Source organism: Agrobacterium tumefaciens, from assembly GCF_013318015.2.
Classification (GTDB): domain Bacteria; phylum Pseudomonadota; class Alphaproteobacteria; order Rhizobiales; family Rhizobiaceae; genus Agrobacterium; species Agrobacterium tumefaciens.
In genome coordinates, this window is the sequence record NZ_CP115841.1 from 453,643 (window position 1) to 478,703 (window position 25,061).

A 25,061-nucleotide genomic window follows, 5' to 3' on the forward strand; every position below is an offset into this window, starting at 1 on the left:
GACAATGCGCGGCATTTTGCTATGTCTTTTTGAAAGGAATTTGGGCTCTTTCCAGACCCCCCATCCGGTTTCCTGTACCGGATGGAAAGCCTTGCGAGGTCGCTGCCGTGGCCTCGCAAGGCTTTTTTTTGGTCTTGTGCCTAGCGTCCGTCGTTCCTCAACCAGTCACAGGAAACCAGCCGACTTGCCGCCCTCTTATACCGGCACCAACCGCAGCCGCGTGCCCCACGGATCAATCGCTTCCACAACCTTGTTTTCCATCTCCACCAGCACATAACCGGCCGCCCGCAGCCGCGTTTTCTGCGCTTCAAGGTCCGTGGGATTTTTGATGGCAAGAGAGAACCAGTCGAGGCCGGTTTCAGTGGCGTTGCGCTCTTTCGCGCCCCGGCTGTTCCATGTGTTGACGGCCAGATGGTGGTGATATCCGCCCGATGACAGGAAGGAGGCATCCGAACGGGCATCCTGCGTCGGTTTGAGACCAACAGCTTCCTCGTAAAAGGCGCGTGCGGTGGCAATCTCGCCGACCCGCAGGTGAATATGCCCGATGCGCATGCCGGAAGGTGCGGCCTCGTAATCGCTCTTTTTGGTGTCGGTCAGCGTTACGAGATCATCGACGTCGAGCGGTTCGGTCCCCATCTTAACCACGCTGCCGCTCCAGACCCATGTGTCCTTCGGCCGGTCGCTGTAAACCTCGATGCCGTTGCCTTCGGGATCGTTGAGATAGACCGCTTCACTGACATTATGGTCGGCAAAGCCCGTGAGCGGCACCTGCCTTAACGCCGCATGTACCAGCCACCGCGCCAGATCCTTGCGGGTGGGCATCAGGTAGGCGATGTGGAACAGGCCGGCTGAGGTGGGGCTTTCATAATCCGCCGTTGGCTTGTGAACGAGATCAAGCAGGGGAACGGTGCCGGCGCCGAGCGTCACGCCCCGTGCGTTGCGCGCAACCTCATTCAACCCGAGCACGGAACGGAAATAATCGATCATCGGATCGAGATCGCGCACGCGAAGCGCCGCCTGACTGACATGCATCGGCGTGGTCAGCGCAAAGGGAAGGGCGGTGCCTGCACTTGCTGCGGTTGGGTCGCCTTCTGCTCTAAGAGCACCGGCAAGGGCGGTGGCGGCGCAAGAAATTCCGGCAAATTTCAACGTGTGGCGGCGAGTAAATTGCATGAATAATCTCTTTTTGGGCGATGTGGATGGCTTAGGGAACACTCCGTTTCTGCGCACTACACGAATGCGTCAGTAACGCTGTTATTTTGCTTTTGCGGCAATTCTGGCGCGCAATTCGCCGCAATTATGCTGCACTGCGATGTAAACTGGACGTTGTGGCGTTTCCAACATGCTGCCAATGCTGTAGATGATAGAAAAATGACAACGCTTCTGGGTGGAGAGCGTGGAATGAAAAAGTGGGTTTATACCTTCGGCAACGGTGCTGCCGAAGGCCGGGCAGGTGACGTTGCTATATTGGGCGGCAAGGGTGCAAACCTTGCCGAAATGGCAAGTCTCGGCCTTCCCGTTCCCCCCGGCCTCACCATCATAACCGATGCTTGCGCCCTTTATCACAAGAACGGCCGCGATCTCCCCGAAGAGCTGAAGCTGCAGGTCATGGCCGGCCTTCACGGCATGGAAGCCGTGACCGGCAAGACATTCGGCGGCAGCCAGACGCCGCTGCTGTTGTCGGTCCGATCAGGCGCGCGTGCCTCCATGCCGGGCATGATGGACACGGTGCTCAATCTCGGCCTCAACGACCGCACGGTGCAGGCGCTGGGCCACGATGCGGGCGACGCCCGTTTCGCCTGGGACAGTTATCGCCGATTCATCCAGATGTATGCCGATGTCGTCATGGGTCTCGACCATGAGCTGTTCGAGGAAATTCTCGAAGATGAGAAGGGCCGGCTCGGCCATGAATACGATACCGATATGTCGGCGGTCGAGTGGCAGCATGTCGTTGCGCTTTACAAGCAACTGATCGAGGACGAGTTGGGAGAGGCTTTCCCGCAGGATTGCCATGTTCAGCTCTGGGGCGCGATCGGTGCAGTCTTCGCCAGCTGGACGAACCATCGCGCCGTGACCTATCGACACCTGCACAATATTCCCGGCGATTGGGGCACGGCGGTCAACGTCCAGGCCATGGTCTTTGGCAATCTCGGCTCGTCATCGGCAACCGGCGTTGCCTTCACCCGCAATCCCTCCACCGGAGAGGCGGAGCTTTACGGTGAGTTCCTCGTCAATGCCCAGGGTGAAGACGTGGTTGCGGGCATCCGCACGCCGCAATCCATCACCGAGGCTGCGAGGCTGGCGTCGGGTTCCGACAAACCCTCCATGGAAAAGCTGATGCCGGAGGCTTTCGCCGAGTTCATGGTGATCTGCAAGCGGCTGGAGACCCACTATCGCGACATGCAGGATCTGGAATTTACCATCGAGCGCGGCAAGCTCTGGATGCTCCAGACCCGTTCCGGCAAGCGCACCACACGCGCCGCCATGAAGATCGCCGTCGATATGGTCGAGGATGGGCTGATTTCGCAGGAAGAAGCCGTCTGCCGCATCGAGCCGTCATCGCTCGACCAATTGCTGCACCCTACCATCGATCCCGGTATTTCCCGGCCCATCATCGGCTCCGGCCTGCCTGCCTCCCCGGGTGCGGCAACCGGCGAGATCGTCTTTACCTCGGAAGAAGCGGTCGCTGCGGAAGCCGAAGGCCGAAGCGTCATTCTGGTCCGCATCGAAACCAGTCCGGAAGATATTCACGGCATGCATGCCGCCGAAGGCATTCTGACGACGCGCGGCGGTATGACCAGCCACGCCGCCGTGGTGGCGCGCGGCATGGGCATTCCCTGCGTTACCGGCGCGGGTTCGATGCGCGTCGATATGCGCAACAAGGTGCTGATCGGCGTTGGTTGCATGCTGAAACGCGGCGATGTCATCACCATCGACGGCTCTTCCGGCCGGGTGATGAAAGGTGAAGTGCCGATGACGCAGCCTGAACTGTCAGGCGACTTCGGCAAGCTGATGCAATGGGCCGATAATCTGCGCCGTATGACAGTGCGCACCAACGCCGATACACCGGCCGATGCCCGCGCCGCCCGTGCTTTCGGTGCAGAAGGTATAGGTCTTTGCCGCACCGAGCATATGTTCTTCGAAGGCGACCGCATTCATGTGATGCGCGAGATGATTCTCGCCGAAAGCGAAAAGGGCAGGCGGGCAGCGCTTGACCGGCTTTTGCCGATGCAGCGTTCGGATTTCACCGAGCTTTTCCAGATCATGCACGGCCTGCCGGTGACGATCCGCCTGCTTGATCCGCCGCTGCACGAATTCCTGCCGAAGAGCGATGGCGAGATCGTAGAGGTCGCCGCCGCCATGGGCATGCCGCAGACCGTATTCCGCCAGCGGCTGGATGCGCTGCACGAATTCAACCCCATGCTCGGCCATCGCGGTTGCCGGCTTGCCATTTCCTATCCCGAAATTGCCGAAATGCAGGCGCGCGCCATTTTTGAGGCTGCGGTTGCGGCGGCGCGCATCACCGGTGCGCCTGTCGTGCCTGAGATCATGGTGCCGCTGGTCGGCCTCCGGTCCGAACTCGATTACGTCAAGGCTGTCATCGACACTGTGGCCGCCGAGGTGGCGGAAGAGACCGGCATGACGCTCGAATATCTGACCGGCACCATGATCGAATTGCCGCGTGCGGCGCTGCGCGCGCATGTGATTGCGGAAGCTGCGGAGTTCTTCTCCTTCGGCACCAACGATCTGACGCAGACGACCTTCGGCATTTCCCGTGACGACGCGGCACGTTTCATCAATACCTATCAGCGCAAGGGCATTATTGAACGCGATCCGTTCATCTCGCTCGATTTCGACGGTGTGGGAGAACTGATCCGCATTGCCGCCGAGCGCGGCCGCCAGACGCGGCCGGAGCTGAAACTCGGCATCTGCGGCGAACATGGCGGCGACCCGGCCTCGATCCATTTCTGCGAGGATGCGGATCTCGACTACGTGTCCTGCTCGCCCTTCCGCGTGCCCATCGCGCGTCTTGCCGCCGCGCAGGCGACGCTTGCCGCAAGGGCAAGGCAGGGTGAAACCGCCAGCAATGTCGCCTTCATTCCGGTCAGGGGTTTGGTTGGACGATGATCCGCCGCTCCACCACCACCGGCCGATAGAACATGTCGCGGTTCATCTGCGCCTGCCAGGCGCGGTTGTCGGCGCGACGATCCATTTCCAGATCGAGAAGGCAACCCGCCATGGGGTCGGTGCCGGGGCGGAAACCATAACCCCGGCATGTCGCCTCATCCCGCGCCCGGCGCTCTTCCGGCGTCAGCGTCTGGCAGGCGGTGAGCGCCAGTAGAGCGGTGAGCGAACCTAAGACGATGGAAACGCGCATTTTGTTTCTCCCAAGAACATGACAGCCGGGCGGCACTTTTATTGCCGCGATTAATACGCCTGATTCATGATCGGGAAAAGCGGGTGAAGACTGGAAAGTTGCATCGTCCATTATTGCCTGATGCCGCAATCTTCTTTTCACGCCAGGGATGGCCGCGGCCGCCACCCGTTCTTGTTTTGCATTATTACTCTGAGTAGCCGTCCAGTATCGTGCCCCTGCTATCTTCAAGCGAGGCGTTGTTGCCTTTCGTGCGCAAAGTGTAGCTATAGTTCGGGTCTATTGCGTTATAGACCGCTCCGGACGCCGATATTGTTTCCGCCATAGGGATCATTTCTTCCATTTGTTGGAGGATCGCGAAGCTTTTTCCATCGACGCCGTTGACGTAAACTACACGTAGGACTTCGTTGTTGGCGCACGAATAGGATACGGAATCAACAGTTGTTCCCGCTGCTGCGGTCAAATTAGGGAATGCAATGAAGGAGAAAATACTCAGGAGAATTATAGACAATTTTTTCATATTTTTTCTCGGTGCAATTTTGTTTTCCATAATTATATTATGATAATTGCAGTTAAAATTGATGATTCGCAAATTTATACTTCAATATTTTTGGGATTATTGTCAATGTGGGCGTCGCTAAAGTGATAGCGACGCCCATTATGGAGATATGAAGGTACCACCCCGGCGGCACCACTTTCAGTGGTTCTTTGTTCAGGCAGGAACCGCGTCGCGGTCATCGAGTGCCTCGATGTCCTTGGCGTTGTTGTAGACTGCCTCGTCCAGAATGCCTTCACGTTTGGCGACGATGGTGGGCACCAGCGCCTGACCGGCGACGTTGACGGCCGTGCGGCCCATGTCGAGGATCGGGTCGATGGCGAGCAGCAGGCCAACACCTTCGAGCGGGAGACCGAGCGTGGAGAGCGTCAGCGTCAGCATCACCACGGCACCCGTCAGGCCCGCCGTTGCGGCCGAGCCAAGCACCGAGACGAACACGATCAGCACATAGTCCTGAATGCCGAGCGGCACCTGGAAGAACTGGGCGATGAAGATCGCTGAAATCGCCGGATAGATGGCGGCGCAGCCGTCCATCTTGGTGGTGGCGCCGAGCGGCACGGCGAAGGCGGCATATTCGCGTGGCACGCCGAGGCTTTTTTCCGTCACGGTTTCGGTGACGGGCAGGGTGCCGATAGAAGAGCGCGACACGAAGGCGAGTTGGATTGCCGGCCATGCGCCCGCAAAGAAGCGCGATGGCTTCAGGCCATGGGCGAGAAGCAGCGCCGGATAGACCACGAAGAGAACCAGCGCCAGACCGATATAAACGGCCGCCGCGTACCAGCCAAGCTGCGAAAGCGTCGTCCAGCCATATTGGTCAACGGCGCGACCGAGCAGGCCGATGGTGCCAATGGGCGTGAGGCGGATGACCCACCACAGGATCTTGCGCACGATGGCAAGCAGCGACTGGTTGAAGGCAAGGAACGGCTCCGCCGCCTTGCCCGCTTTCAGCGCCGCGACACCAAAGGCAATCGACACCACGAGCAGCTGCAACACGTTGAAGTTCAGCAAGGTGCTAGCGGAACCGTTATTGACCTTGGTCGAGGCCTCGAGGCCGAACACGTTGGCCGGCACGAGACCCTTCAGGAAGTCGAGCCAGGAACCGGTGGAGGAGGGGGCTGCCGCTGCCGTATTGGCAATCGCGGTGTTCACGCCCGGCTGAATGACGAGGCCAAGGACGATGCCGATGACCACGGCGATCAGCGCCGTGATGGCGAACCACAGAAGCGTCTGCCAGACGAGCTTTGCCGCATTGGAGAGGTTCTTGAGATTGGCGATGGAGGCGACGATGGCCGTGAAAATCAGCGGCGGCACCAGCGCGCGCAACAGCTGCACGAAAATGCTGCCGATGGTCTGCAACGTCACGGAAAGCCAGTTCGGGCTGCCGGCGGCATCAGGACCGATATTGCGCGCAACGAGCCCGAGCAGCAGGCCGATGACCATGGCGATCAGAACCTGAAAGCCGAAGTTGCGATAAAAGGGTTTTGACCCGGATGAGCGGGCTGGCGTCGTTGCCTGTGACATGGCTTGTCTCTTTTTTATGCAAGAAAACGAGGATAATGCACTTTTTACACGCATTCTCGAAGGAAGGGACGAAGAATACGCCGATTTCCTCAGCAAATAAGGGATGAGCTTGCGTATTTGTTGCACTGCCGATGCATTATTCTCTTAAGGGGAGATAATGCGGAAAAATATTCCGCTCTATCGTGGGCGCAGCCTTTCACGCGCTCAAAACGATGTAGGCTGAGGCCGTTGCGTTCCCACTCCGTCACCCCGGACCAGATCCGGGGTCCATTGCGATCAAGTCCTTGATCGCGGGAGGCTTCTTTCAGCATGCAGACGCGCCGTGGCTGGATGCCGGATCAAGTCCGGCGCGACAAAGGCGGGTTTACGCACTTTACCCGCAGATCAGACGCGTCCTTGTTTTCCTAACCGCAAATCCGGTCTATGACATCATATGCAGGTGATTCCCTTGCCAGATTTCGGGTGCAACGCTTTTACGCCAATGCGATCTAACGGATATCCGCTTCCATGACTGTGCGTTTTGTCCGGCCTTTTTCAGTTGCAGCCTATCTTTCCCGCTATCTCGGTATGGCGGCGCTGGCGCTTTTTCTTGTCGCCGCCGGCATCCACCGTTTCGGACCGTTGACGACGCCCGATCTCGTCGGCCTGCTGATGATAGCCGCTGGAATCGCTTTGGTGGCGATGCTTCTGGCGTTGGTTGGTCTTGAACGGCTGTGGACCACGGGTGCGCGCGGCGGCCTTTCTGCGCTTGCCGCGCTGCTGTTGTCGGCGCTGCCGCTCGGCGTCGTCGGTTACGGCGCATTTCTGTACTGGCAGCAGCCAAAGATATACGACATCTCCACCGATCTTGCCGATGCGCCGGGATGGCTGGTGCCGCCCGTTGCCAATCAGCAATGGCTGGCAAGACCGGCCACTGTTGCAAAAGCGGACCGGGACGCGCAGGCGGTGGCCTATGCGAGCCTTGCCGGACGCCGTTATGAAGGTGCGATAGACCGCATCTACACCGCCGCCAAAAAAATGGCCGCCGCCCAGAGCATCCGCATCACCCATACCAAAGGCGTCATCGGCACGGTGGAGCCGCCCTCCGTCGGCGTTCCCGAACAGGACAAGTCGCAGCCCACCGAGGAAGCGCCGGTAGAGGACCTGCCCTCCATCGTGCCGGTTCCCATGGCACGGCCGGTCGAGGCACCGCAGCCCACCTTCTTTAACGGCAGCGGCGTGGTTCTGATGCAGGGCGAAAAGCGCACGCGCATCTGGGGCCTGCGTTTCGACATCCTCATCCGCCTGAAAGAGGAGGCGGAAACCACGATCGTCGATGTGCGCGTTGCCTCCCGTTACGGCCCGCACGATCTTGGCATGGGAGCAGCAATCGCAGAAGCCTATCTCGATGCGCTGGATGCGGAAATGCAAGGCCTGAACGACAATTGAGGCTTAGTTTCCTTCTTCGTCATTCCGGCTCAATGCCGGAACGACGGGGAAATGCGACGGTGGTTGAATTTTTGAACCGGATATGATGACGCCGATATGAGCGTTGCGCCCAGACGCCTGCCTCACGCCGAAAAATATTCCCCCAGCAACGAAGGCGCACCCTCGGTCCGCACCTCGCCCTTTTCGATCAGGTCTTCGATATGCGCGAGTACAGAAAGTGCCGCAGCCCCGTGCAGGCGTTTGTCGGTGCTGGCATAGATCACCTTCACCATATCGGCGATCCGCCGGTCGCCTTCCCGGATGCGCTTCAGAACCGCCCGTTCCCGCATGCGGCGGTGGGCGCGAAGCCCGCGCATGAAGGCTGCGGGATCGTTGACCGGGCCGCCATGGCCGGGCAGGAACAGCCGGTCGTCGCGGGCGAGCAGGCGCTCCAGCGAGGCCATGTAATCGCTCATCGACCCATCAGGCGGTGCGACGATGGTGGTGGCCCAGGCCATGACGTGATCGGCGGAAAAGACGATGCCGCTGCCTTCCAGTGCGAAAGCGGCGTGGTTGGCGGTGTGCCCCGGCGTGTGCAGTGCCGTCAGCGCCCAGCCGTCGCCGGAAAGGCTCTGCCCGTCGCCAAGTGCCACATCCGGCACGAAAGCCGTATCGGAACTTTCGGCAAAGGGATTGGTCTCACCCACATGCAGTGGCCGGGCGGCGCGGTGCGGGCCTTCCGCAACTGTGATAGCGCCGGTCGCCTGCCGCAGCCGCTGCGCAAGCGGCGAGTGATCGCGATGTGTGTGGCTGACGAAGATATGGGTGACCTCGCGGCCATCAAGCGCCGCCATCAGCGCCTGAAAATGCGCCTCATCCTCCGGGCCGGGATCGATGACGGCAACGGACCGGTCGCCGACGATATAGGAGTTGGTGCCATGGAAGGTAAACGCGGAAGGATTGTTGACGGTGATGCGCTGGATGAGCGGGGCAACGGGAACCGCCTCGCCATAGGCCGGCCTGAAATCGAGATCGAATGCCGGGTCCGCCATCAAGACCTCCTGAAATATGCTATGCCACGCAAAGCCGCAGCCTCAGCCGCGCAATCGCCAAGCCCTAACATGCCATGTCAGGCGCGGCATCCAAAAAGCTTGGATTTTGTGAAAAAATAAGCCGTCAGGTCATTGCCGCGTCGGGCAGGCTTTGCTAATCAGGCCCGGTTCAGGCAGCAGCGTTTCGCCCAAGCTGCCCTGTTGGGGCGTCGCCAAGCGGTAAGGCACCGGTTTTTGGTACCGGCATTCCCAGGTTCGAATCCTGGCGCCCCAGCCATCACTTCCAAAATCAGAACAGCGTGCACAGGTGCCGGCGTGCATCTACCAGCCGAGCTATTTCGCTGCGATCCCGGATGTTGTGACGCGCGAAAACCTGTCCTCCGTCATCATCAGCCTTGACCCGAGGATCCACAAGCCGTTGAAATCCATGGATACTCGCTAAGAGGCCAGGATGACGCGTGTGTGTTAAAGGCCTGCTTAAACAGAAACGCCGCGCATCCAAAGACACGCGGCGTCCAAACTTAAAATCGCGGCTAAGCCTTAAAGCGCGATATCCGGAACCTTCTTCACCGGCGCGCCAGCAGGTGCCGCTCCCGCGCCCTTCAGCGCGCCAAGATCGATCTGCGGCGGGGTCGGCAATTGCAGGTGTTCGGCCGTATAGGCCCATTCCTGCTGCACTTTTTCCGGGTCGTCATTGAGCTTGGTGCCGTAGCTCGGAACGATCTGGCGGATCTTGGCCTGCCATTCCGGTGTTGCCACCTTGTCCTTGAAGACCTTTTCCAGAACGCTCAGCATGATCGGTGCGGCCGTGGAGGCGCCAGGGGAGGCGCCGAGCAGACCGGCGATGCTGCCATCCTGCGCGGCGACGATTTCCGTGCCGAGCCTGAGTACACCGCCCTTTTCCTCGTCGCGCTTGATGATCTGCACGCGCTGGCCCGCCTGCCACAGACGCCATTCGCCCTGTTTCGCGTTCGGGAAATATTCCTTCAACGCGGCAAAGCGGTCGTCGTCCGACATCATCAGCTGGCCGGCGAGATATTCCACCAGCGGATATTCATCGATGCCAACGCGCACCATCGGCCAGGCATTGCTTGTCGTGACGGAGGAGACGAGATCGAAATAGGAGCCTTCCTTCAGGAACTTGGTGGAGAAGGTGGCGAAAGGTCCAAACAGGATGACGCGCTTGCCACCAAGCACGCGGGTATCCAGGTGTGGAACCGACATGGGCGGCGAGCCGACCGAGGCCTTGCCGTAGGCCTTGGCCAGATGCTGCATCGTCACGTCAGGATTGTCGTTGATCAGGAACGAGCCACCAACCGGGAAACCGGCGTAATTGTCGCCTTCCGGAATACCGGACATCTGCAACAGATGCAGCGCACCGCCGCCGGCGCCGATGAACACGAATTTCGCATCCACGGTCTGCTCAGCATCGGTCTTCAGGTTGCTATAGGTCACGCGCCAGCTGCCATCGGCATTGCGCTGGATATCGGAAACCTCGCTGTTGACCTGCAGGTCGAAATTCCGGTCGCTTTGCAGATGCGAAACGAACTGGCGGGTGATCTCGCCGAATTCCATGTCGGTGCCGAGCGGAGACCAGGTCGCACCGATCTTCTGGGAAGGATCGCGGCCTTCCATCATCAGCGGCACCCATTTCTTAAGCTGCTCGGGGTCGCTGGAATATTCCATGCCGGCAAAAAGCGGGCTTGCCTTCAGCGCCTCGTAGCGCTTTTCGAGATAGGCGATGTTCTCATCGCCCCAGACGAAGCTCATATGCGGCGTGTGGTTGATGAAGGAGCGCGGGTTCTTCAAAACGCCGTTACGTACCTGCCATGCCCAGAACTGCCGGGAAATCTGGAAGGATTCGTTGATGTTGACGGCTTGGCTGATCTTGATGTTGCCGTTGTCGTCTTCCGGCGTGTAGTTCAGCTCGGCAAGCGCGGAATGGCCGGTGCCGGCGTTGTTCCAGCCGTTGGAGCTTTCAAGCGCCACGCCGTCCAGCCGCTCGAGCATCTGCATCGACCAGGTTGGCTCCAGTTCACGCAGCCACACGCCGAGCGTCGCGCTCATGATGCCGCCACCGATCAGAAGCACGTCGACCTTCTTGGTAGCCGTATTGGCGAGAAGCGAGGATGTCGGCAGCGCTGTCGCTGCAAGCCCTGCGAGCGCAGTGCCGAGAACCTGTCTGCGGTTCATTGGAAGCGCATGGGAGGGAAGCGCGTCTGAGGAAAGATCAGTGAGCTGGGATTTGTCTTGATCGATGGGAGTCACGGCCATACCTGATTCTTGTTTTGTGTTAAAAACACTCCTCCCAGCCGCCCCGTTACAGCAAAGCCGAAACAGGCACAACCCTGACTTATTCACTCCAGTTCAAGCGATTTTGCGTGGATTTTGCCGGGACATAAGGTCGCATTGGCTGTTTTTGCCATTTTGCGGATTGTCATTTTTGTGGTCGCGAGGATTAGACGGTGCTTTCAAACGGTTGAAAGTGTCTCAAGCGCGAATATCGCGAAAACGCCGTCAATTCGGCGTTTGCCGCGCTTGGCGGATCAGGTCGCGCTGGTCCGTGTGAAAAAAATTCAGAAAAAATAAGAATAATCGCAAAAAAGTGAAAAGGCCCGCCGGTTAGGGCAGGCCTTGGCTCGTTTCGTCTGCTGGACGAAAACTCAGTTTGCGGCGAGGAATTCCGCGCAATAGCTCGGGCCGTTGACGCCGGGGCGGTCGGAAACCGTGCGTACCGAAGTGATCGTGTAGTCGCTGGAGACGGTGAGCTGAACCGTGCAGGAGAGCGAGGCGGTGCGGGCGGGCGAAATCTGGCGACCCTTCTTGCCGTCCTTGCCTTCTTCGAACTTGGCCGGAATGGTGGCCTTCTTGTAACCGCCGCGCCAGTTATAGATGGTCGAGCTGCCGGTTTCCGTGTCGCTCAGCGGCGGGCCGAATTTTGCAAAGAAAATACCTGCGGACTGACCGACCCACCGCGTTTCAACGGGGCTCTTCTGGGTGAAGGAAGGGGCAGAGCCCGTCGATGTCGTGCAAGCGGAGAGCGCAATGGCGAGCCCTGCGAGCGTTACGCTGCGAAATAGCATGGTGAAATGTCCTTTGTGCCGTGTCCGGCTTCCCGCCGGTCATTACGTTCCCCTAGCAGATTTGGCGGCGACGGGCAGGGGAGCTGTGCCGCTTGACGAAAATTTCCTGCCACAATTGCTTTTTTGTAACGTTTTCCCACACGCCACTCGGTGCGGCAGGCACTTGGCGACCGCCCTTCGCAGCGCGTTGAAAACTTGTCACAAAAAATGCAATATGCCGCTTGTCGAATGCTGGAGGCTGGTCTATAGAAGCGCCGCTGGTCACGGAGTGTAGCGCAGTCTGGTAGCGCACGTCGTTCGGGACGACGGGGTCGGAGGTTCGAATCCTCTCACTCCGACCAGCTTAAGCCTAATATTTCCCGGGGCTTTCAAATGATCCCAACACTTCTGAATATCCTTGGATCAAGGCATCGTACCGAGACCTGACCGTTTAAAACCGGAGGGGTAAACGCATTCGGCGTCCGCGGCTGCAAATCACGACTTTGGTGATTGCACGGAATGTCAATTTCTCCTACTCGCCAACGGGAGAATGAGCAAAACGCAAACAAGAGCCGTCGGCCAGAAGTCGGTTAAACCATCCCAGGACCAATTCCAGAAGTAATAACCCTCCAGATGGGGAGGAGGCATTTCTACGGACACCTCGTAGTCCCGCTTTTCCCTGCCATGAAAATGACCGGCGGCGAAGGCCAGCCCGATTATCCACGCCATTCGCCAGCTAACGAGCAGGCGAAACAGAACGGCGACAATCGCCGCCATGATGACGGCCTCTAGAATGTGCCCCGCCCAATCCCAATGGTCTTGAATGTAGGTCCAGTCGATCATCGGTAGCGGTAATCACCGCGCCAGTCGCGACGATCGTGCCAATCCCTCCGATCACGCCAATCCCTCCGGTCGCGCCAGTCACGACGGTCATAGTCACGGTAGTGGCGATCGCGTTCATAGGTGCGGTAGTACACGCCAGTCGTATAATATCCGCCGCTACGGTAGCCTCGATCATCGACACAGCCGCTTAGGATGCCCACCGAAACCAGGCAGATCGCTGCAGTCAGAATTTTCATAATCTTCATCTCCCAATGACGGACACTAACGTGCGCTGAACCACGCAGTTCCATTGCTGAGAGAGTGAGGTGTCGGTCATTAACCGTGCCTGAACACAGCGCCATGACGCTGGCCATCTTCTGGGCTCTGCCAAGCGTCGCAAACTTGATGCGTTTGACGTTATCGACTGCGATGAACCCGTCGTCAGCGCAGTCGCAGGGAACGCAACCGCGCCTCAACCGTTATCCCACCACAACAACGATGGAGGATAACATGCTAAAAGGTATTGCACTGTGGGCGATGGGTGTTCCGATTTTTGTGATCATCCTGCTTTACATGTTCGTGTTTTAAACGAGGCCTGATCCAAAGGCTTTCAAACAAAAAAGGCGACCGCTTGGACGGTCGCCTTTTTGTTGTGTGCGCGTGTCTGTCAGTCCAGATCGCTGATCAGCCGTGAGGCTGTCGCGCCATCCGTGCGGCGGATGTCGATCTCGTCGCGGTGCTTGGCCAGCAGTTCGCTTGCCAGAAGCTTCTCGGCCAGATGGGCGGGCAGGGAGAGAATGACGCGGTCACCCTGTTCTTCCGTCGCGCCAACGCTGCGTTTGCCGGCAATCATGCCACCCGCCACCGTGTTGTTGGTGTCGGGGTCGATCAGGATGAAGGAGCCGGTTGCCCGGTTCTGCTCATAGGCATCGAAGATCGCCGTCTCGTCGAAGGAGAGCCGCACCTTGCCGATGGCGTTCATCGGCAGCGATGTCTCGTGCGCCTGCCATTCGCCTTCTTTCAGGTTGAGCTGGCTGACCGGCTGCACGCTGACGCGCTGGCGGCGGCTGCCGCTTTTCAGCCAGTAACGTTTGCCGGCCTCGATGCCACCTGGCTGCAACGCCACGATCTGCGCGTCGAAGGCAAGCCCTGTCTGCGGTTGTGCCTCGATGGACACGATCATGTCGCCGCGCGAGACGTCCACCTGACGGTCGAGAACGAGCGTGACCGCGTCACCAGCAACGGCGGCGTTACGCACCAGATCGAAAGTGACGATCTGCTTGACATTCGCGACCATGCCTGACGGCAGCACGACAACGCTGTCGCCCGGCTTGACCGAGCCGCCGGCAACCGTGCCCTGATAACCGCGGAAACTTTCGCCGGGGCGCGACACGCGCTGTACGGGGAAGCGGAAACCACCCGATTGCGCCGAGCGCACCGTGGCAAGCTCCAGCGTTTCGACCAGCGTCGGGCCTTCATACCAGGGCATGGAGGCCTTGCCTGATAGTACGACGTTTTCGCCCTTCAGCGCCGACATTGGAATGGCTGTGATCTGCTTGATGCCGAGGTCGGAGGCGAAATCGCGGAATTCGTGGGCGATCAGCTCAAAACCGGCCTTGTCGTAATTCGTCAGGTCGATCTTGTTGATGGCCAGCACGAATTGCCGGATGCCCATCAGCGCCGCGATGGTGGCGTGTCGGCGTGTCTGTTCCAGAATGCCGGTGCGCGCATCGACCAAAAGTACGGCGAGATCGGCCGTGGAAGCGCCGGTCGCCATGTTGCGGGTATATTGCTCATGGCCGGGCGTGTCGGCCACGATGAAGGCGCGCCGGTCGGTTGAGAAATAGCGATAAGCGACATCGATGGTGATGCCCTGTTCGCGCTCTGCCTGCAACCCGTCGAGCAGCAGCGCGAAATCGGGCAGGCCGAGATCGTTCTGCTTGCCGCTATCGCGATGCAGGGTGGCGGCCTGATCTTCCTTGACGGCCTTGGTGTCCCACAGGAGACGGCCGATCAGGGTCGATTTGCCATCATCCACGCTGCCGCAGGTGATGAGACGAAGCGGGCGCGTATCACGCGTCGCCTTCGAATGTTCGGCAAAGGGCAGAATGGTGGCCGTGGAGGCGGTGTTGGTAGCAGCGGCGGTCATCAGAAATAGCCCTCGCGCTTCTTCTTCTCCATCGAGCCGGACTGGTCTCGATCGATGGCGCGGCCCTGCCGCTCGGAAACGGTGGCGATTTCCAGCTCTGCGATGACCTCCTGAAGCGTCGCCGCCTCGGAGTGAATCGCGCCGGTCAGCGGGAAGCAGCCGAGCGTGCGGAAGCGGATCGAGCCGTGCTGGATCTCTTCGCCGGGCAGCAGCTCCAGCCGCTCGTCTTCGGCAAGGATCATCATGCCGTCACGCTCGATATAGGGGCGCTCGGCGGCGTAATAGAGCGGCACCAGCGGAATGTTTTCCGCCTCGATGTAACGCCAGATATCGACTTCGGTCCAGTTGGAGAGCGGGAAGGCGCGCACGCTTTCGCCCTTGCGGACCATGCCGTTATAGATGTTCCACAGCTCAGGGCGCTGGTTGCGTGGGTCCCATTTGTGGTCCGGCGTGCGGAAGGAATAGATGCGCTCCTTGGCGCGGCTTGCTTCCTCGTCGCGGCGCGCACCGCCGAAGGCGGCATCGAACTGACCGGCGTCCAGCGCCTGGCGCAGCGCTTCCGTCTTCATGATGTCGGTGTAGAGCGCCGAACCGTGGGTGAAGGGCGTCACGTTTTCGCTCGCGCCGCGCGGGTTTGTATAGGAGATGAGATCGAGGTCATATTCCTTGACGATCTTGTCGCGGAATTCGATCATTTCCTTGAATTTCCAGCCCGTATTGACGTGCAGCAGCGGGAAGGGCACGCGGCCTGGGAAGAATGCCTTGCGCGCCAAATGCAGCAGCACGGACGAATCCTTACCGATGGAATAGAGCATCACGGGATTGTCGAATTCGGCGGCGACTTCGCGGAAGATATGAATGGCTTCGTTTTCAAGCGCCTTCAGATGCGGATCGAGCGGCGGCTTGGATGCGACAGTATTCTTGCTGTCCGTCTCGTGGACTGCGTTGGACATTTTAAACTCCGGAACTGGTCTGAATGATTATCGTTGTGGGATGGCGGAAATGGCGGACGTCTGGTCCGCACCGGCGACGTGAAGACCGCATTCGCGCTTCTCGTCGTTTTCCCACCACCATCGTCCGGCGCGCTCAGGCTCGCCGGGCTTGATAGCGCGTGTACACGGCTCGCAGCCGATGGAGGGGTAACCACGCGCATGCAACGGATTGACGGGAATGTTTTCAGAAGCGACATAGGCCTTGATCTGGTCGATGTCCCAGTCCGCCAAGGCATTGACCTTGATCAGATTACGCTCAGCGTCGAATTCGGCAAAAGGTGTGGTCGCACGATTGCCCGACTGGCCGCGGCGGAGCCCGGTGATCCAGAAGGTGGCACCTTCCAGCGCCTTGCCGAGCGGGATCAGCTTTCTGACATGACAGCAGGCGTGACGGGCCTCGATGCTTTCGTAAAAACCGTTGAGGCCGTATTTTTCGGCATAGGCGTCGATATCGTCCTGTTCGGGCCGAAAGCGACGGATGTCGATGCCGAAGCGTTCCTCGGTTTCCTCGATGAGATCGACGGTTTCCTTGAAGAGCCGGCCGGTTTCCAGCGTCACGACGTCGATCGGCAACCGGTGGGTGCCGATGGCCGCCGTGATGACCTGATCCTCGATGCCGAGGCTGGTGGTGAAGACGGCACGGCCGCCAAGACCGGCGATAAAGTAAAGTCGTCCCGCAAGATCGAGCCCGGCAAGCGTGGCGTCGAGGGAAGCGGTATCGGCAGAGGCATTTGCTGAATTGATCGTCATTGTCACGTCCGGGATTTCCATGGCCGATTATTGTTGAAATCGGGCCTCTGGAACAGAAATGACAGTCTTTGTGCGCTGCACTTCAGAGCAAAAATGCCTCACGCGCACGATCTATGAGCAAAAGATGCCCGTTCACCTTCTTTGCAGCTTGGATTTGAATTGTGACAACTTCTGCGCTAAGCCGGAATTGCCGGGTATCCGGGCTTGTGTTCTACTGGTTTCACGATGATTTCGCAGAAGGCAAAATATGCGCTGAGGGCGCTTCTTTCGCTGGCAAAGGCCGACGGCGGCTGTCCTGTGCAAATTTCCGATATTGCCCGCGAACAGGCCATTCCGAAAAAATTCCTTGAACAGATCCTTCTCGAAATGAAGAAGGAACGCATCGTCGAAAGCAGGCGCGGCAAGCAGGGTGGTTATTTGCTGGCGCGCCCGGCTGCCGATATCACCTTCGGCGAGGTGCTGCGCCTCATCGACGGGCCGCTCGCTCCCTTGCCCTGCCTGTCGCAGACCGCCTATCGCCGGTGCGAGGATTGCGATGGCGAAAAGCAGTGCGAAATACGCCACGTCTTCGCCCGCGTGGCCGATGCCACCCGCAATATCCTTTTCAACACCACCGTTGCGGATGCCGTTGCAGGCGTGGAAGTGCCCGAACTTTTGACGGCCTGACGAAAAAATCGTCTAAAACCCCTGAATATTTTTCGCCGTAACGCCAAAAAATCGTCAAAAATGTGAAACGGTTTTGCATTCAGCAAAGTTTTACACGACGCTTGTTGCGCCTTTCGCCTATGCTGCGCTGTATTTGTTGCCCGTGGAAACGCTCTCGGGAAACACTTTTTCGATCGTATTCGGCCTCATTGACCAACTCTACCGGTCCAGTAGAGTTAAGCCATCTTCATCAGGAGGGAATACCGATGTCCAAGCTTCTGTCCGGTTTGAGCGTTTTCGCTCTCGGTCTATCGCTGGCTCTGGGAGGTGTCGGCTCGGCTGCCGCGCAGACCAAGCTGCTTAACGTGTCCTATGATCCGACCCGCGAACTCTACAAGGATTTCAACGAAGCCTTCGCCAAGAAGTGGAAGGCCGATACCGGTGAGGATGTCACGATCCAGCAGTCGCATGGCGGCTCCGGCAAGCAGGCTCGCTCGGTCATCGACGGTCTGGAAGCCGATGTGGTGACGCTGGCGCTGCAGAGCGATATCGATGCCATCGTCCAGAATTCCGGCAAGATCAACAAGGACTGGCGCGGCCGCCTGCCGCATAATTCCTCGCCCTACACCTCCACCATCGTGTTCCTCGTCCGCAAGGGCAACCCGAAGGGCATCCATAACTGGGGCGATCTGGTAAAGGGCGACGTGCAGATCGTTACCCCGAACCCCAAGACCTCTGGTGGCGCACGCTGGAATTATCTCGCCGCCTGGGCATGGGCGAATGAAGAGTTCAAGGGCGACCAGGACAAGATCAAGGCCTATGTCGGCGAACTCTACAAGCGCGCTCCGGTGCTCGATACCGGTGCCCGCGGCTCCACGGTCACATTTGCGCAGCGCCAGATCGGCGACGTGCTGCTGGCCTGGGAAAACGAAGCCTATCTGGCCGGTCAGGAATTCGGCGCGGATGCCTTCGACATCATCGTGCCGCCAATCTCGATCCTCGCCGAGCCGCCGGTCGCCGTGGTTGACGCGAACGTCGACGCCAAGGGCACCCGCAAGGCGGCGGAAGCCTATCTGCAATATCTCTATTCCGACGAAGGTCAGAATATCGCGGCGAAGCACTTCTATCGTCCTTCGAACCCCGCAGTTGTTTCCAAGGATCTGCTGAAGCAGCTGCCCGACATCAAGCTCGTCACCATCGACGATCCGCAGTTTGGCGGTTGGGCCAAGGCGCAGCCTGAACATTTCGGTGACGGCGGCATCTTCGACCAGATTTACAAGCCCGCCAAGTAAGCGGAAGATGGGCTGAAGACAAATCCGCCCAACCCGCTTAAGGGAACTTGAAAAACGACAAATCGATCGACCGGACACCGTGCCGGTCGATCCTTTATAACAAGGCCGGGGAACACCGGCTCCCAGAGAGCATTTCCAGGAAAAGTGGACCCCGGTTTTCTGTCCGGAAATGTGCCAAACTAAAGATTATCCGGAGCGTTGATGAGCAATAATACATCCGGAAACAGGTGGAAGTGGCGTCAATCGAGCGTGATACCCGGCTTCGGCCTGACGTTCGGTTACACGGTCGTCTATCTGTTTCTCATCATTCTTATTCCGCTCGGCGGCCTCGTCTGGTCCACGGCGAAACTTGGTTTTGCAGATTTTATTGCGATCGCTGTCGATAGCCGTACGCTGAATGCGCTGCGCGTCAGTTTCGGCACCGCCTTCATCGCCGCACTGGTGAACGCTGTTTTTGGCGTCATCGTCGCCTGGGTTCTCACGCGGTATCGTTTTCCCGGCCGGCGTTTCGTTGATGCCATCGTGGATCTGCCCTTTGCCCTGCCGACGGCGGTTGCCGGCATCGCGCTCACCACGCTTTATGCCAATCGCGGCTGGGTTGGCTCGCTGTTCGAACCCTTCGGCATCAAGATCGCGTTTACGCCGACCGGTATCGTCATCGCGCTGATCTTCATCGGCCTGCCATTCGTGGTCCGCACCGTGCAGCCGGTCATGGAAGAAATAGACCGGCAGGTGGAGGAGGTGGCGGCAACGCTCGGCGCCAACCGTTTCCAGACCATCAGCCGGGTGCTGCTGCCAAGCCTCACGCCCGCCATCCTGACGGGCTTCGCACTCGCCTTCGCGCGTGGTATCGGAGAGTACGGTTCGGTCATCTTCATCGCCGGCAATATTCCTTACGTCTCGGAAATCGCACCGCTCCTCATCGTCATACGGCTGGAGGAGTTCAATTATGCGGGCGCGACGGCCATCGCCACCATCATGCTGATCATTTCCTTCGCCATGCTGTTCCTCATCAATCTCATTCAGGCCTGGAGCCGCAAGAGGTACGGTTATGTCTGATGCTTCCCGCACCTCGTCCCGACCGTTCCGCGATCCCGCCAGCGAGAGCCTGCCTGCCCGGCTGGTGCTGATTGCCATTGCCTTCCTATTCCTTGCGGCTTTCCTCGTGCTGCCGCTGGTATCGGTGTTCTTCGAGGCATTTCGCAAAGGCGCCGATGCCTTCTGGGAAGCGATCGTCGAGCCGGATGCACTCTCCGCCATCCGTCTGACACTGCTTGTCGCCGCCATTTCGGTGCCGCTCAACCTTATCTTCGGTGTCGCCGCCGCCTGGGCGATTGCGAAATTCGAGTTCAAGGGCAAGGCATTCCTGATAACGCTGATCGACCTGCCGTTCTCGATCTCGCCGGTCATATCGGGTCTGGTCTATGTCATCCTGTTCTCTTCGCACAGCGTGCTCGGGCCATGGCTGAAGAGTTATGGCATCGAAATCCTCTTTGCTGTTCCGGGCATCGTGCTAGCCACCATCTTCGTCACCTTTCCCTTCGTCGCGCGTGAACTGATCCCGCTGATGCAGGAGCAGGGCAATGGCGATGAGGAGGCGGCGATCTCGCTTGGCGCAACCGGCTGGCAGACCTTCTGGTATGTCACGCTGCCGAATATCAAATGGGGACTGCTGTACGGGGTGCTGCTCTGCAACGCCCGCGCCATGGGCGAGTTCGGCGCCGTCTCTGTCGTATCAGGCCATATTCGCGGCGAGACCAACACCATGCCGCTGCATGTCGAGATACTCTATAATGAGTACAATATCGGCGCGGCCTTCGCGGTGGCGACGCTGCTGGCTGGTCTGGCGCTCGTGACGCTCGTTCTCAAAACCATTCTCGAAATACGCTTTGGCGCGGGCAACGCAGCCGGCAAGCATTGAAAGGCATATTCATGGAAGTGAAAGTTTCCGGCATCACCAAGCAGTTTGATCGCTTTCCGGCGCTGAACGACGTGTCGCTCGACATTCGTTCCGGCGAGCTGATCGCGCTACTCGGTCCCTCCGGTTCCGGCAAGACGACGCTGTTGCGCCTCATAGCCGGCTTGGAGCAACCGACCCAAGGCCGCATCTTCTTCGGCGATGAGGATGCCTCGCACCGCTCGGTGCAGGAGCGCAATGTCGGTTTTGTGTTTCAGCACTACGCCCTGTTCCGCCATATGACGGTTGCCGACAACATCGCCTTCGGCCTGAAGGTGCGCCCTTCCGCCTCCCGCCCGCCGAAAGCGGAGATCCGCAGGCGAGTTTCGGAGCTTCTGGACATGGTGCATCTGACCGGCCTCGAAAAGCGCTACCCCACCCAGCTTTCCGGCGGCCAGCGTCAGCGCGTGGCACTTGCCCGCGCAGTCGCCATCGAGCCGAAGGTGCTGCTGCTCGATGAACCCTTCGGCGCACTCGATGCCAAGGTGCGCAAGGAACTGCGCCGCTGGCTGCGCGAGTTCCACGACCGCACGGGCCACACCACCGTCTTCGTTACCCACGATCAGGAAGAAGCACTGGAACTGGCCGACCGCGTCGTCGTCATGAGCCAGGGCAAGATCGAACAGGTCGGCACGGCGGATGACGTCTACGACACGCCCAATTCCCCGTTCGTCTTCTCCTTCATCGGCGAATCCTCCAGCCTGCCGGTGACGATCCGCGACGGCCAGGTGGTGTTTCAGGGCGAGAGCATCGGCGTCGCCGAAAATGGCGCAGGTGAGGGCGAGCTGTTCTTCCGTCCGGAAGATGTGGTGTTGACCGACGAGAAAAACGCGCTTTACGGCAAGGTTACCACCTGTCGCCGCCTCGCCGGCACCCGCATCGCCGAAATCGACATCGCCAATAACGGCCATGACCCCTATCACCTCGAAATCGAGGTGCCGCTCAACGCCGCCGTGGCGGTAGGTGCCGAACTGCGGTTTCGTCCGACACGGTGGAAGGTGTTTGGCAAGAAGTAGGGCAGATGCGGCTGCAGCTGGCGGTTCCCCGTCATACTGGCCTTGAGCCGGTATCCATTCAGCCCAAACACTTGGTCTGGCTGGATCTCTGTGACAAGCACAGAGATGAGGGAACCGGGTAAACGCGCCGATAACCCCAGAAACGGAAAAGGGTCGCCAGAGGCGACCCTTCCATGAGCTTGGTCCTGTTTACAGACCCGGGACTGTTTCTCAACGTTCCGAAGGCAAGAGGTTTTTACGCCGAGGGCTGCCCCGTCGAAAACCCACCCTTTCCATTGCCTGCACCAGAGACCGAAATCTCATTAGACATTGGATCACCTCCTTCCGATACGTTGAACATAACTAGAAGGTAGTACGATTCGTCATTAATGCAAGAGGTCTGATCAGGACACCCGCATCACGATCTTGCCAATATGATTGCTGGTTTCCATCAGCCGGTGGGCCTCCACAACTTCGTCCAGCGTGAAGACCTTGTTGATGACAGGCGCAACCTTGCCGCTTTCGATGAGTGGCCAGACCTGTTCGATAAGCTCATCACGGATGGCGCGTTTCTCGTCAGCGGTACGTGGCCGCATGGTGGAGCCGGTGACGGTCAGGCGTTTGACCATGATTGGCCGCAGATCAACCTTTTCAGCCACGGCGCCGCCCAGAAAGGCGATGATGGACAGACAGCCATCCTTGGCGAGTGCGGCAATGTTCTTTTCGAAATAGGCCGCACCGATCATGTCGAGAACCACATCGACACCCTTGCCATCGGTCTCGGCCTTGATGACGGCGGTGAAATCCTCGTCGCGGTAATTGATGGCCCGTTTGGCACCAAGCTTGACGCAGGCCTCGCATTTTTCCGCAGAACCCGCCGTCGCATAGACATCAGCGCCGAAGGCTTTGGCGAGCTGGATGGCGGTTGTGCCGATACCGCTGGTGCCGCCGTGGATGAGCACGCTTTCGCCTTCGGTCAGGCCCGCCATCTGGAAGAGATTGGCCCAGACGGTGAAGAAGGTTTCCGGCAGCGCGGCGGCCTTGACGGCGTCGTACCCCTTGGGGAAGGGCAGGGCCTGACCGGCCGGCACGGTGCAATATTGCGCATAACCGCCGCCATTGGCGAGCGCGCAGACCTTGTCGCCAGGTTTGAATTCGCTGACGCCTTCGCCGAGCGCCACCACTTCTCCGGCAATTTCGAGGCCGAGGATCGGGCTTGCGTCCTTCGGCGGCGGATAGGCGCCCTGCCTCTGCGCGACATCGGGGCGGTTGACGCCGGCCGCCTCGACCCTCACCAGGATTTCGCCTCTGGCGGGGGTTGGCAAAGGTGCTTGCGAAAGCTGCATCACCTCCGGGCCACCATGGGAGGGAAGGTCGATGAAGCGCATTTTTTCGGGCAGGGTCACATTTTCGGGCATGGCCAGGGGCAATTCCTCATTTGTCGGCGTTACCTGAAGATTTAGGACAGATGTACCGCTTAGGGAAGGAGGCCCTTTGTCGCTGATGTCATTTTGTCTCCCCAAACACCCGGATGACGAGGCCGCCTTCGTTTTCTTTCGCGGCTGTCTTGATGCCGGCGATCTCGCTGCCGATGCGCTCGGGATTGGCGATGATCAAACCTTTTGGCAATGTGAGAACGCCGATGGAGCAACGCAGCAGGGCAAAATCCCGCTCATTGCCGCGACGGTCCAGCCCGACCATGCGACCAGCCTGACGGTCCTCTGGCGAATAGAGTTCGGCCACTTCACCGTGAAAATCGCTGAGCAGCCGCTCGAGGATTTCCGTCAGTTCCTCCACCGCCCAGTCACGCACGCCGACGAAGAAGTCGTCGCCGCCGATATGGCCGAGAAAGCAGTCGCCGGCGAAAAAGTAGCGACGCATCAGTGCGGAAAACAGGGTGATGGCGTGGTCACCGGCATTGAAGCCGTATTTATCGTTGAAGGGTTTGAAATTGTCGAAATCGCAATAGCAGAAGAAACGGGTCTCATCGCCATCGCCGCAGCTGTCGGCGATGAAGCCGCCGATGGCGCGGTTGCCCGGCAGCGCCGTCAGCGGGTTCTGGTCCTGCGCCATCTTGAGCTGTTTTTCATTGATGACCTTGATGAGTGATGCGGCTGAGACGATGCCGGCGTAACGCATGTTTTCGGTCAGGATGATGCAGGCGCTGCCGCCCATGCTGGCGAACATGTTCATCAGTTGATCGGCATCGGCGTCGAGACCCACGATCGGCGCAGGATCGACGAAGTGGGAAATGGTGCGCTCGTAGATCTTGTTCTTGAGGAGATCGCGCCCGAAAGGCCGGTAGATGTATTCCTTGAGGTGATATTCGTTGATGACGCCGCGCGGTTCGCCATTGGCGTTGAGAACCGGGAAAAACGCCTGCTGCGGGTTTCTGCGGAACAATTCGAAGACGCTGTCGACGCTGTCATGCTCATAGACGGTGGGAAGACGCTCTATTTCGCGACGGATGAGGATTTCGTCCAGCGACTGGCTGTTGCGCCGCGCCACGCCCACGCGGTTGAGGTGCGGAAAGCTCTCGGGAAGTTCGCTGGTGAAAACCGTCGGCCTGGCGATCAGCCAGCCCTGCACCAGATCGACGCCATATTCGCGGCAGGTGAGAAATTCCGCTTCGGTCTCGATGCCTTCCGCAATGACCCGGACGCCGAGAACATGAGCGATGTTGACGATGTTGCGCACGAGATGCTGCTTGCGCGGAAGATGATCGACACCGCTGATGAAATGCCGGTCGATCTTCAGGTAATCAAGCGGATAGTCGCATAAAAGCTTCATCTCGCCGTGACCGGCGCCGAAATCGTCGATCGCCAGCTTGAAACCTTCCTTGCGCATGCGGGCGATCAGCGCCTTGAACTCCGGCACGCTGGTATTGTCGAAACGTTCGGAAAGTTCAAAGCAGATGGAGGAGGCCGGAATGCCCGCCCGCGCCAGATGGCCAACGAGCTTGTCGAGAATGGCGTCCCCGTGCGGGATAAGCCTTACATCGAGATTGAGGAACAGGGTGGTGGTGGAAAAATCCGCCAGGGTGGAGAATTTAGCGAGCGCCCGGCTCGCCAGCATCTGCTCGAAGGCCTTCAGCTCGCCATCCTCGGCAGCCTGGTCGAGAAGCGCGAGCGGGTTGGAAAACCCAAGCCGGTCATGGCCGCGCATCAGTGATTCATATCCGAAAATCGTGCCCGTCGTCGCCTCGACGATCGGCTGAAACGCGGTTTCAAGCACAAGCTTCGCCATGGGAAACATGTGCCCGGAGGCAAACCGCCTTATGACATCGTTCTCCAGCGTTACGGCCGGCATTTCTGTTCTCCGCTATTGCCAGTTCCCGTTGGTGGCATGACAAGTCAAATGCACACACGGAAACTTGTCTCTTTTCAGCAGACAATCGCAGATTACAGGTCAACAAAAGCTTTCACGACTGTGAAGCTTTAATGAAGGTTTTGTCACGGGCCCCTCAATAGCCAGGGGTATCCGGCA

General features: G+C 59.1%; 22 protein-coding genes and 2 tRNA genes. 10 read left to right on the plus strand and 14 right to left on the minus strand.

Annotated features, from left to right (window positions below; translation table 11 throughout):
• Window positions 1-195: 195 nt before the first annotated feature.
• On the minus strand, window positions 196-1,173 hold the full coding sequence (locus G6L97_RS02190) for a VOC family protein (RefSeq protein ID WP_174002665.1): 978 nt from the start codon (window positions 1,171-1,173) through the stop codon (window positions 196-198).
• 228 nt (window positions 1,174-1,401) lie between these two features.
• Here G6L97_RS02190 and ppdK point away from each other — a divergent pair, with 228 nt between their 5' ends.
• Window positions 1,402-4,128: a pyruvate, phosphate dikinase gene (gene ppdK / locus G6L97_RS02195; protein WP_003511838.1), complete on the plus strand. Its 2,727-nt coding sequence runs from the start codon at window positions 1,402-1,404 to the stop codon at window positions 4,126-4,128.
• Here ppdK and G6L97_RS02200 read toward each other — a convergent pair.
• The 3 genes from G6L97_RS02200 to G6L97_RS02210 all read right to left on the minus strand — a co-directional run bounded on the left by G6L97_RS02200 (window position 4,106) and on the right by G6L97_RS02210 (window position 6,452).
• Window positions 4,106-4,378: a hypothetical protein gene (locus G6L97_RS02200; RefSeq protein WP_111783265.1), complete on the minus strand. Its 273-nt coding sequence runs from the start codon at window positions 4,376-4,378 to the stop codon at window positions 4,106-4,108. The two genes, ppdK and G6L97_RS02200, sit on opposite strands and share 23 nt — an antisense overlap.
• Before the next feature lie 184 nt (window positions 4,379-4,562).
• On the minus strand, window positions 4,563-4,925 hold the full coding sequence (locus tag G6L97_RS02205) for an MliC family protein (protein ID WP_236762568.1): 363 nt from the start codon (window positions 4,923-4,925) through the stop codon (window positions 4,563-4,565).
• A gap of 162 nt (window positions 4,926-5,087) precedes the next feature.
• Complete coding sequence (locus tag G6L97_RS02210) at window positions 5,088-6,452, minus strand: dicarboxylate/amino acid:cation symporter (RefSeq protein WP_111783263.1); 1,365 nt, start codon at window positions 6,450-6,452, stop codon at window positions 5,088-5,090.
• Window positions 6,453-6,959: 507 nt separating this feature from the next.
• Here G6L97_RS02210 and G6L97_RS02215 point away from each other — a divergent pair.
• Complete coding sequence (locus G6L97_RS02215) at window positions 6,960-7,880, plus strand: DUF1499 domain-containing protein (protein WP_111783262.1); 921 nt, start codon at window positions 6,960-6,962, stop codon at window positions 7,878-7,880.
• A 122-nt stretch (window positions 7,881-8,002) separates the two neighbouring features.
• Here the strand turns inward: G6L97_RS02215 and G6L97_RS02220 are convergent, their stop codons facing one another.
• Window positions 8,003-8,911, minus strand: coding sequence for an MBL fold metallo-hydrolase (locus tag G6L97_RS02220; RefSeq protein ID WP_111783261.1), 909 nt, complete (start codon window positions 8,909-8,911; stop codon window positions 8,003-8,005).
• 202 nt (window positions 8,912-9,113) lie between these two features.
• Here G6L97_RS02220 and G6L97_RS02225 point away from each other — a divergent pair.
• Window positions 9,114-9,188, plus strand: a tRNA-Gln gene (locus G6L97_RS02225).
• A gap of 263 nt (window positions 9,189-9,451) precedes the next feature.
• Here G6L97_RS02225 and mqo read toward each other — a convergent pair.
• Window positions 9,452-11,185: a malate dehydrogenase (quinone) gene (mqo, locus tag G6L97_RS02230; protein WP_025592695.1), complete on the minus strand. Its 1,734-nt coding sequence runs from the start codon at window positions 11,183-11,185 to the stop codon at window positions 9,452-9,454.
• Window positions 11,186-11,574: 389 nt separating this feature from the next.
• Complete coding sequence (locus G6L97_RS02235) at window positions 11,575-11,994, minus strand: hypothetical protein (protein ID WP_003511854.1); 420 nt, start codon at window positions 11,992-11,994, stop codon at window positions 11,575-11,577.
• A gap of 264 nt (window positions 11,995-12,258) precedes the next feature.
• Here G6L97_RS02235 and G6L97_RS02240 point away from each other — a divergent pair.
• A tRNA-Pro gene (locus G6L97_RS02240) sits at window positions 12,259-12,335 on the plus strand.
• Window positions 12,336-12,495: 160 nt separating this feature from the next.
• Here the strand turns inward: G6L97_RS02240 and G6L97_RS02245 are convergent.
• Both G6L97_RS02245 and G6L97_RS02250 read right to left on the minus strand, forming a co-directional pair.
• The gene (locus G6L97_RS02245; protein WP_111783260.1) at window positions 12,496-12,816 is read right to left on the minus strand and encodes a hypothetical protein; all 321 of its coding nucleotides are present in this window, start codon (window positions 12,814-12,816) and stop codon (window positions 12,496-12,498) included.
• Window positions 12,813-13,052 carry a hypothetical protein gene (locus G6L97_RS02250; RefSeq protein ID WP_111783259.1) on the minus strand — a complete coding sequence of 80 codons (240 nt, stop codon included), beginning with the start codon at window positions 13,050-13,052 and terminating at the stop codon, window positions 12,813-12,815. The genes G6L97_RS02245 and G6L97_RS02250 overlap by 4 nt, the downstream gene beginning before the upstream one ends.
• A gap of 103 nt (window positions 13,053-13,155) precedes the next feature.
• Between G6L97_RS02250 and G6L97_RS02255 the strand changes: the two genes are divergently transcribed.
• Window positions 13,156-13,383 carry a hypothetical protein gene (locus G6L97_RS02255; RefSeq protein WP_111783258.1) on the plus strand — a complete coding sequence of 76 codons (228 nt, stop codon included), beginning with the start codon at window positions 13,156-13,158 and terminating at the stop codon, window positions 13,381-13,383.
• 79 nt (window positions 13,384-13,462) lie between these two features.
• Here G6L97_RS02255 and cysN read toward each other — a convergent pair whose 3' ends face one another.
• From cysN to G6L97_RS02270, 3 genes are read right to left on the minus strand one after another with little or no spacing between them, the layout of a single operon-like run.
• Window positions 13,463-14,944, minus strand: coding sequence for a sulfate adenylyltransferase subunit CysN (cysN, locus tag G6L97_RS02260; RefSeq protein ID WP_003511861.1), 1,482 nt, complete (start codon window positions 14,942-14,944; stop codon window positions 13,463-13,465).
• A complete protein-coding gene (gene cysD / locus G6L97_RS02265) occupies window positions 14,944-15,897 on the minus strand; it encodes a sulfate adenylyltransferase subunit CysD (protein WP_003511863.1) in 954 nt (317 codons plus the stop codon). Before cysD ends, cysN begins: the two co-directional genes overlap by 1 nt.
• 27 nt (window positions 15,898-15,924) lie before the next feature.
• A complete protein-coding gene (locus G6L97_RS02270; protein ID WP_174002667.1) occupies window positions 15,925-16,707 on the minus strand; it encodes a phosphoadenylyl-sulfate reductase in 783 nt (260 codons plus the stop codon).
• A 204-nt stretch (window positions 16,708-16,911) separates the two neighbouring features.
• Between G6L97_RS02270 and G6L97_RS02275 the strand changes: the two genes are divergently transcribed.
• The 5 genes from G6L97_RS02275 to G6L97_RS02295 all read left to right on the plus strand — a co-directional run bounded on the left by G6L97_RS02275 (window position 16,912) and on the right by G6L97_RS02295 (window position 21,596).
• Window positions 16,912-17,352, plus strand: coding sequence for an RrF2 family transcriptional regulator (locus tag G6L97_RS02275; RefSeq protein ID WP_025592702.1), 441 nt, complete (start codon window positions 16,912-16,914; stop codon window positions 17,350-17,352).
• A gap of 245 nt (window positions 17,353-17,597) precedes the next feature.
• A complete protein-coding gene (locus tag G6L97_RS02280; RefSeq protein ID WP_003511869.1) occupies window positions 17,598-18,623 on the plus strand; it encodes a sulfate ABC transporter substrate-binding protein in 1,026 nt (341 codons plus the stop codon).
• A gap of 201 nt (window positions 18,624-18,824) precedes the next feature.
• Complete coding sequence (cysT, locus tag G6L97_RS02285) at window positions 18,825-19,682, plus strand: sulfate ABC transporter permease subunit CysT (protein WP_038490139.1); 858 nt, start codon at window positions 18,825-18,827, stop codon at window positions 19,680-19,682.
• Window positions 19,675-20,544 carry a sulfate ABC transporter permease subunit CysW gene (gene cysW, locus G6L97_RS02290; RefSeq protein ID WP_003511871.1) on the plus strand — a complete coding sequence of 290 codons (870 nt, stop codon included), beginning with the start codon at window positions 19,675-19,677 and terminating at the stop codon, window positions 20,542-20,544. The genes cysT and cysW overlap by 8 nt, the downstream gene beginning before the upstream one ends.
• An 11-nt stretch (window positions 20,545-20,555) precedes the next feature.
• Window positions 20,556-21,596, plus strand: a complete 1,041-nt coding sequence (locus G6L97_RS02295; RefSeq protein ID WP_003511873.1) for a sulfate/molybdate ABC transporter ATP-binding protein — start codon at window positions 20,556-20,558, stop codon at window positions 21,594-21,596.
• 383 nt (window positions 21,597-21,979) lie between these two features.
• Here the strand turns inward: G6L97_RS02295 and G6L97_RS02300 are convergent, their stop codons facing one another.
• Both G6L97_RS02300 and G6L97_RS02305 read right to left on the minus strand, forming a co-directional pair.
• Entirely contained in the window at window positions 21,980-22,993 is a 1,014-nt protein-coding gene (locus tag G6L97_RS02300) for an NAD(P)H-quinone oxidoreductase (RefSeq protein WP_003511875.1), read from the minus strand.
• 88 nt (window positions 22,994-23,081) lie between these two features.
• Window positions 23,082-24,884, minus strand: a complete 1,803-nt coding sequence (locus G6L97_RS02305; RefSeq protein WP_013635646.1) for a GGDEF domain-containing protein — start codon at window positions 24,882-24,884, stop codon at window positions 23,082-23,084.
• Window positions 24,885-25,061: the final 177 nt, after the last annotated feature.

Coding starts and splice junctions, on each gene's coding strand:
- cysW (WP_003511871.1), top strand. CDS start 19,675: ATGTCTGATGCTTCCCGCACCTCGTCCCGACCGTTCCGCGATCCCGCC.
- G6L97_RS02205 (WP_236762568.1), bottom strand. CDS start 4,925: ATGGAAAACAAAATTGCACCGAGAAAAAATATGAAAAAATTGTCTATA.
- cysD (WP_003511863.1), bottom strand. CDS start 15,897: ATGTCCAACGCAGTCCACGAGACGGACAGCAAGAATACTGTCGCATCC.
- mqo (WP_025592695.1), bottom strand. CDS start 11,185: ATGGCCGTGACTCCCATCGATCAAGACAAATCCCAGCTCACTGATCTT.
- G6L97_RS02215 (WP_111783262.1), top strand. CDS start 6,960: ATGACTGTGCGTTTTGTCCGGCCTTTTTCAGTTGCAGCCTATCTTTCC.
- G6L97_RS02300 (WP_003511875.1), bottom strand. CDS start 22,993: ATGCCCGAAAATGTGACCCTGCCCGAAAAAATGCGCTTCATCGACCTT.
- G6L97_RS02190 (WP_174002665.1), bottom strand. CDS start 1,173: ATGCAATTTACTCGCCGCCACACGTTGAAATTTGCCGGAATTTCTTGC.
- G6L97_RS02235 (WP_003511854.1), bottom strand. CDS start 11,994: ATGCTATTTCGCAGCGTAACGCTCGCAGGGCTCGCCATTGCGCTCTCC.
- G6L97_RS02275 (WP_025592702.1), top strand. CDS start 16,912: ATGATTTCGCAGAAGGCAAAATATGCGCTGAGGGCGCTTCTTTCGCTG.
- cysN (WP_003511861.1), bottom strand. CDS start 14,944: ATGACCGCCGCTGCTACCAACACCGCCTCCACGGCCACCATTCTGCCC.
- G6L97_RS02245 (WP_111783260.1), bottom strand. CDS start 12,816: ATGATCGACTGGACCTACATTCAAGACCATTGGGATTGGGCGGGGCAC.
- G6L97_RS02280 (WP_003511869.1), top strand. CDS start 17,598: ATGTCCAAGCTTCTGTCCGGTTTGAGCGTTTTCGCTCTCGGTCTATCG.
- G6L97_RS02200 (WP_111783265.1), bottom strand. CDS start 4,378: ATGCGCGTTTCCATCGTCTTAGGTTCGCTCACCGCTCTACTGGCGCTC.
- G6L97_RS02210 (WP_111783263.1), bottom strand. CDS start 6,452: ATGTCACAGGCAACGACGCCAGCCCGCTCATCCGGGTCAAAACCCTTT.
- cysT (WP_038490139.1), top strand. CDS start 18,825: ATGAGCAATAATACATCCGGAAACAGGTGGAAGTGGCGTCAATCGAGC.
- G6L97_RS02220 (WP_111783261.1), bottom strand. CDS start 8,911: ATGGCGGACCCGGCATTCGATCTCGATTTCAGGCCGGCCTATGGCGAG.
- G6L97_RS02305 (WP_013635646.1), bottom strand. CDS start 24,884: ATGCCGGCCGTAACGCTGGAGAACGATGTCATAAGGCGGTTTGCCTCC.
- ppdK (WP_003511838.1), top strand. CDS start 1,402: ATGAAAAAGTGGGTTTATACCTTCGGCAACGGTGCTGCCGAAGGCCGG.
- G6L97_RS02295 (WP_003511873.1), top strand. CDS start 20,556: ATGGAAGTGAAAGTTTCCGGCATCACCAAGCAGTTTGATCGCTTTCCG.
- G6L97_RS02255 (WP_111783258.1), top strand. CDS start 13,156: ATGACGCTGGCCATCTTCTGGGCTCTGCCAAGCGTCGCAAACTTGATG.
- G6L97_RS02270 (WP_174002667.1), bottom strand. CDS start 16,707: ATGGAAATCCCGGACGTGACAATGACGATCAATTCAGCAAATGCCTCT.
- G6L97_RS02250 (WP_111783259.1), bottom strand. CDS start 13,052: ATGAAAATTCTGACTGCAGCGATCTGCCTGGTTTCGGTGGGCATCCTA.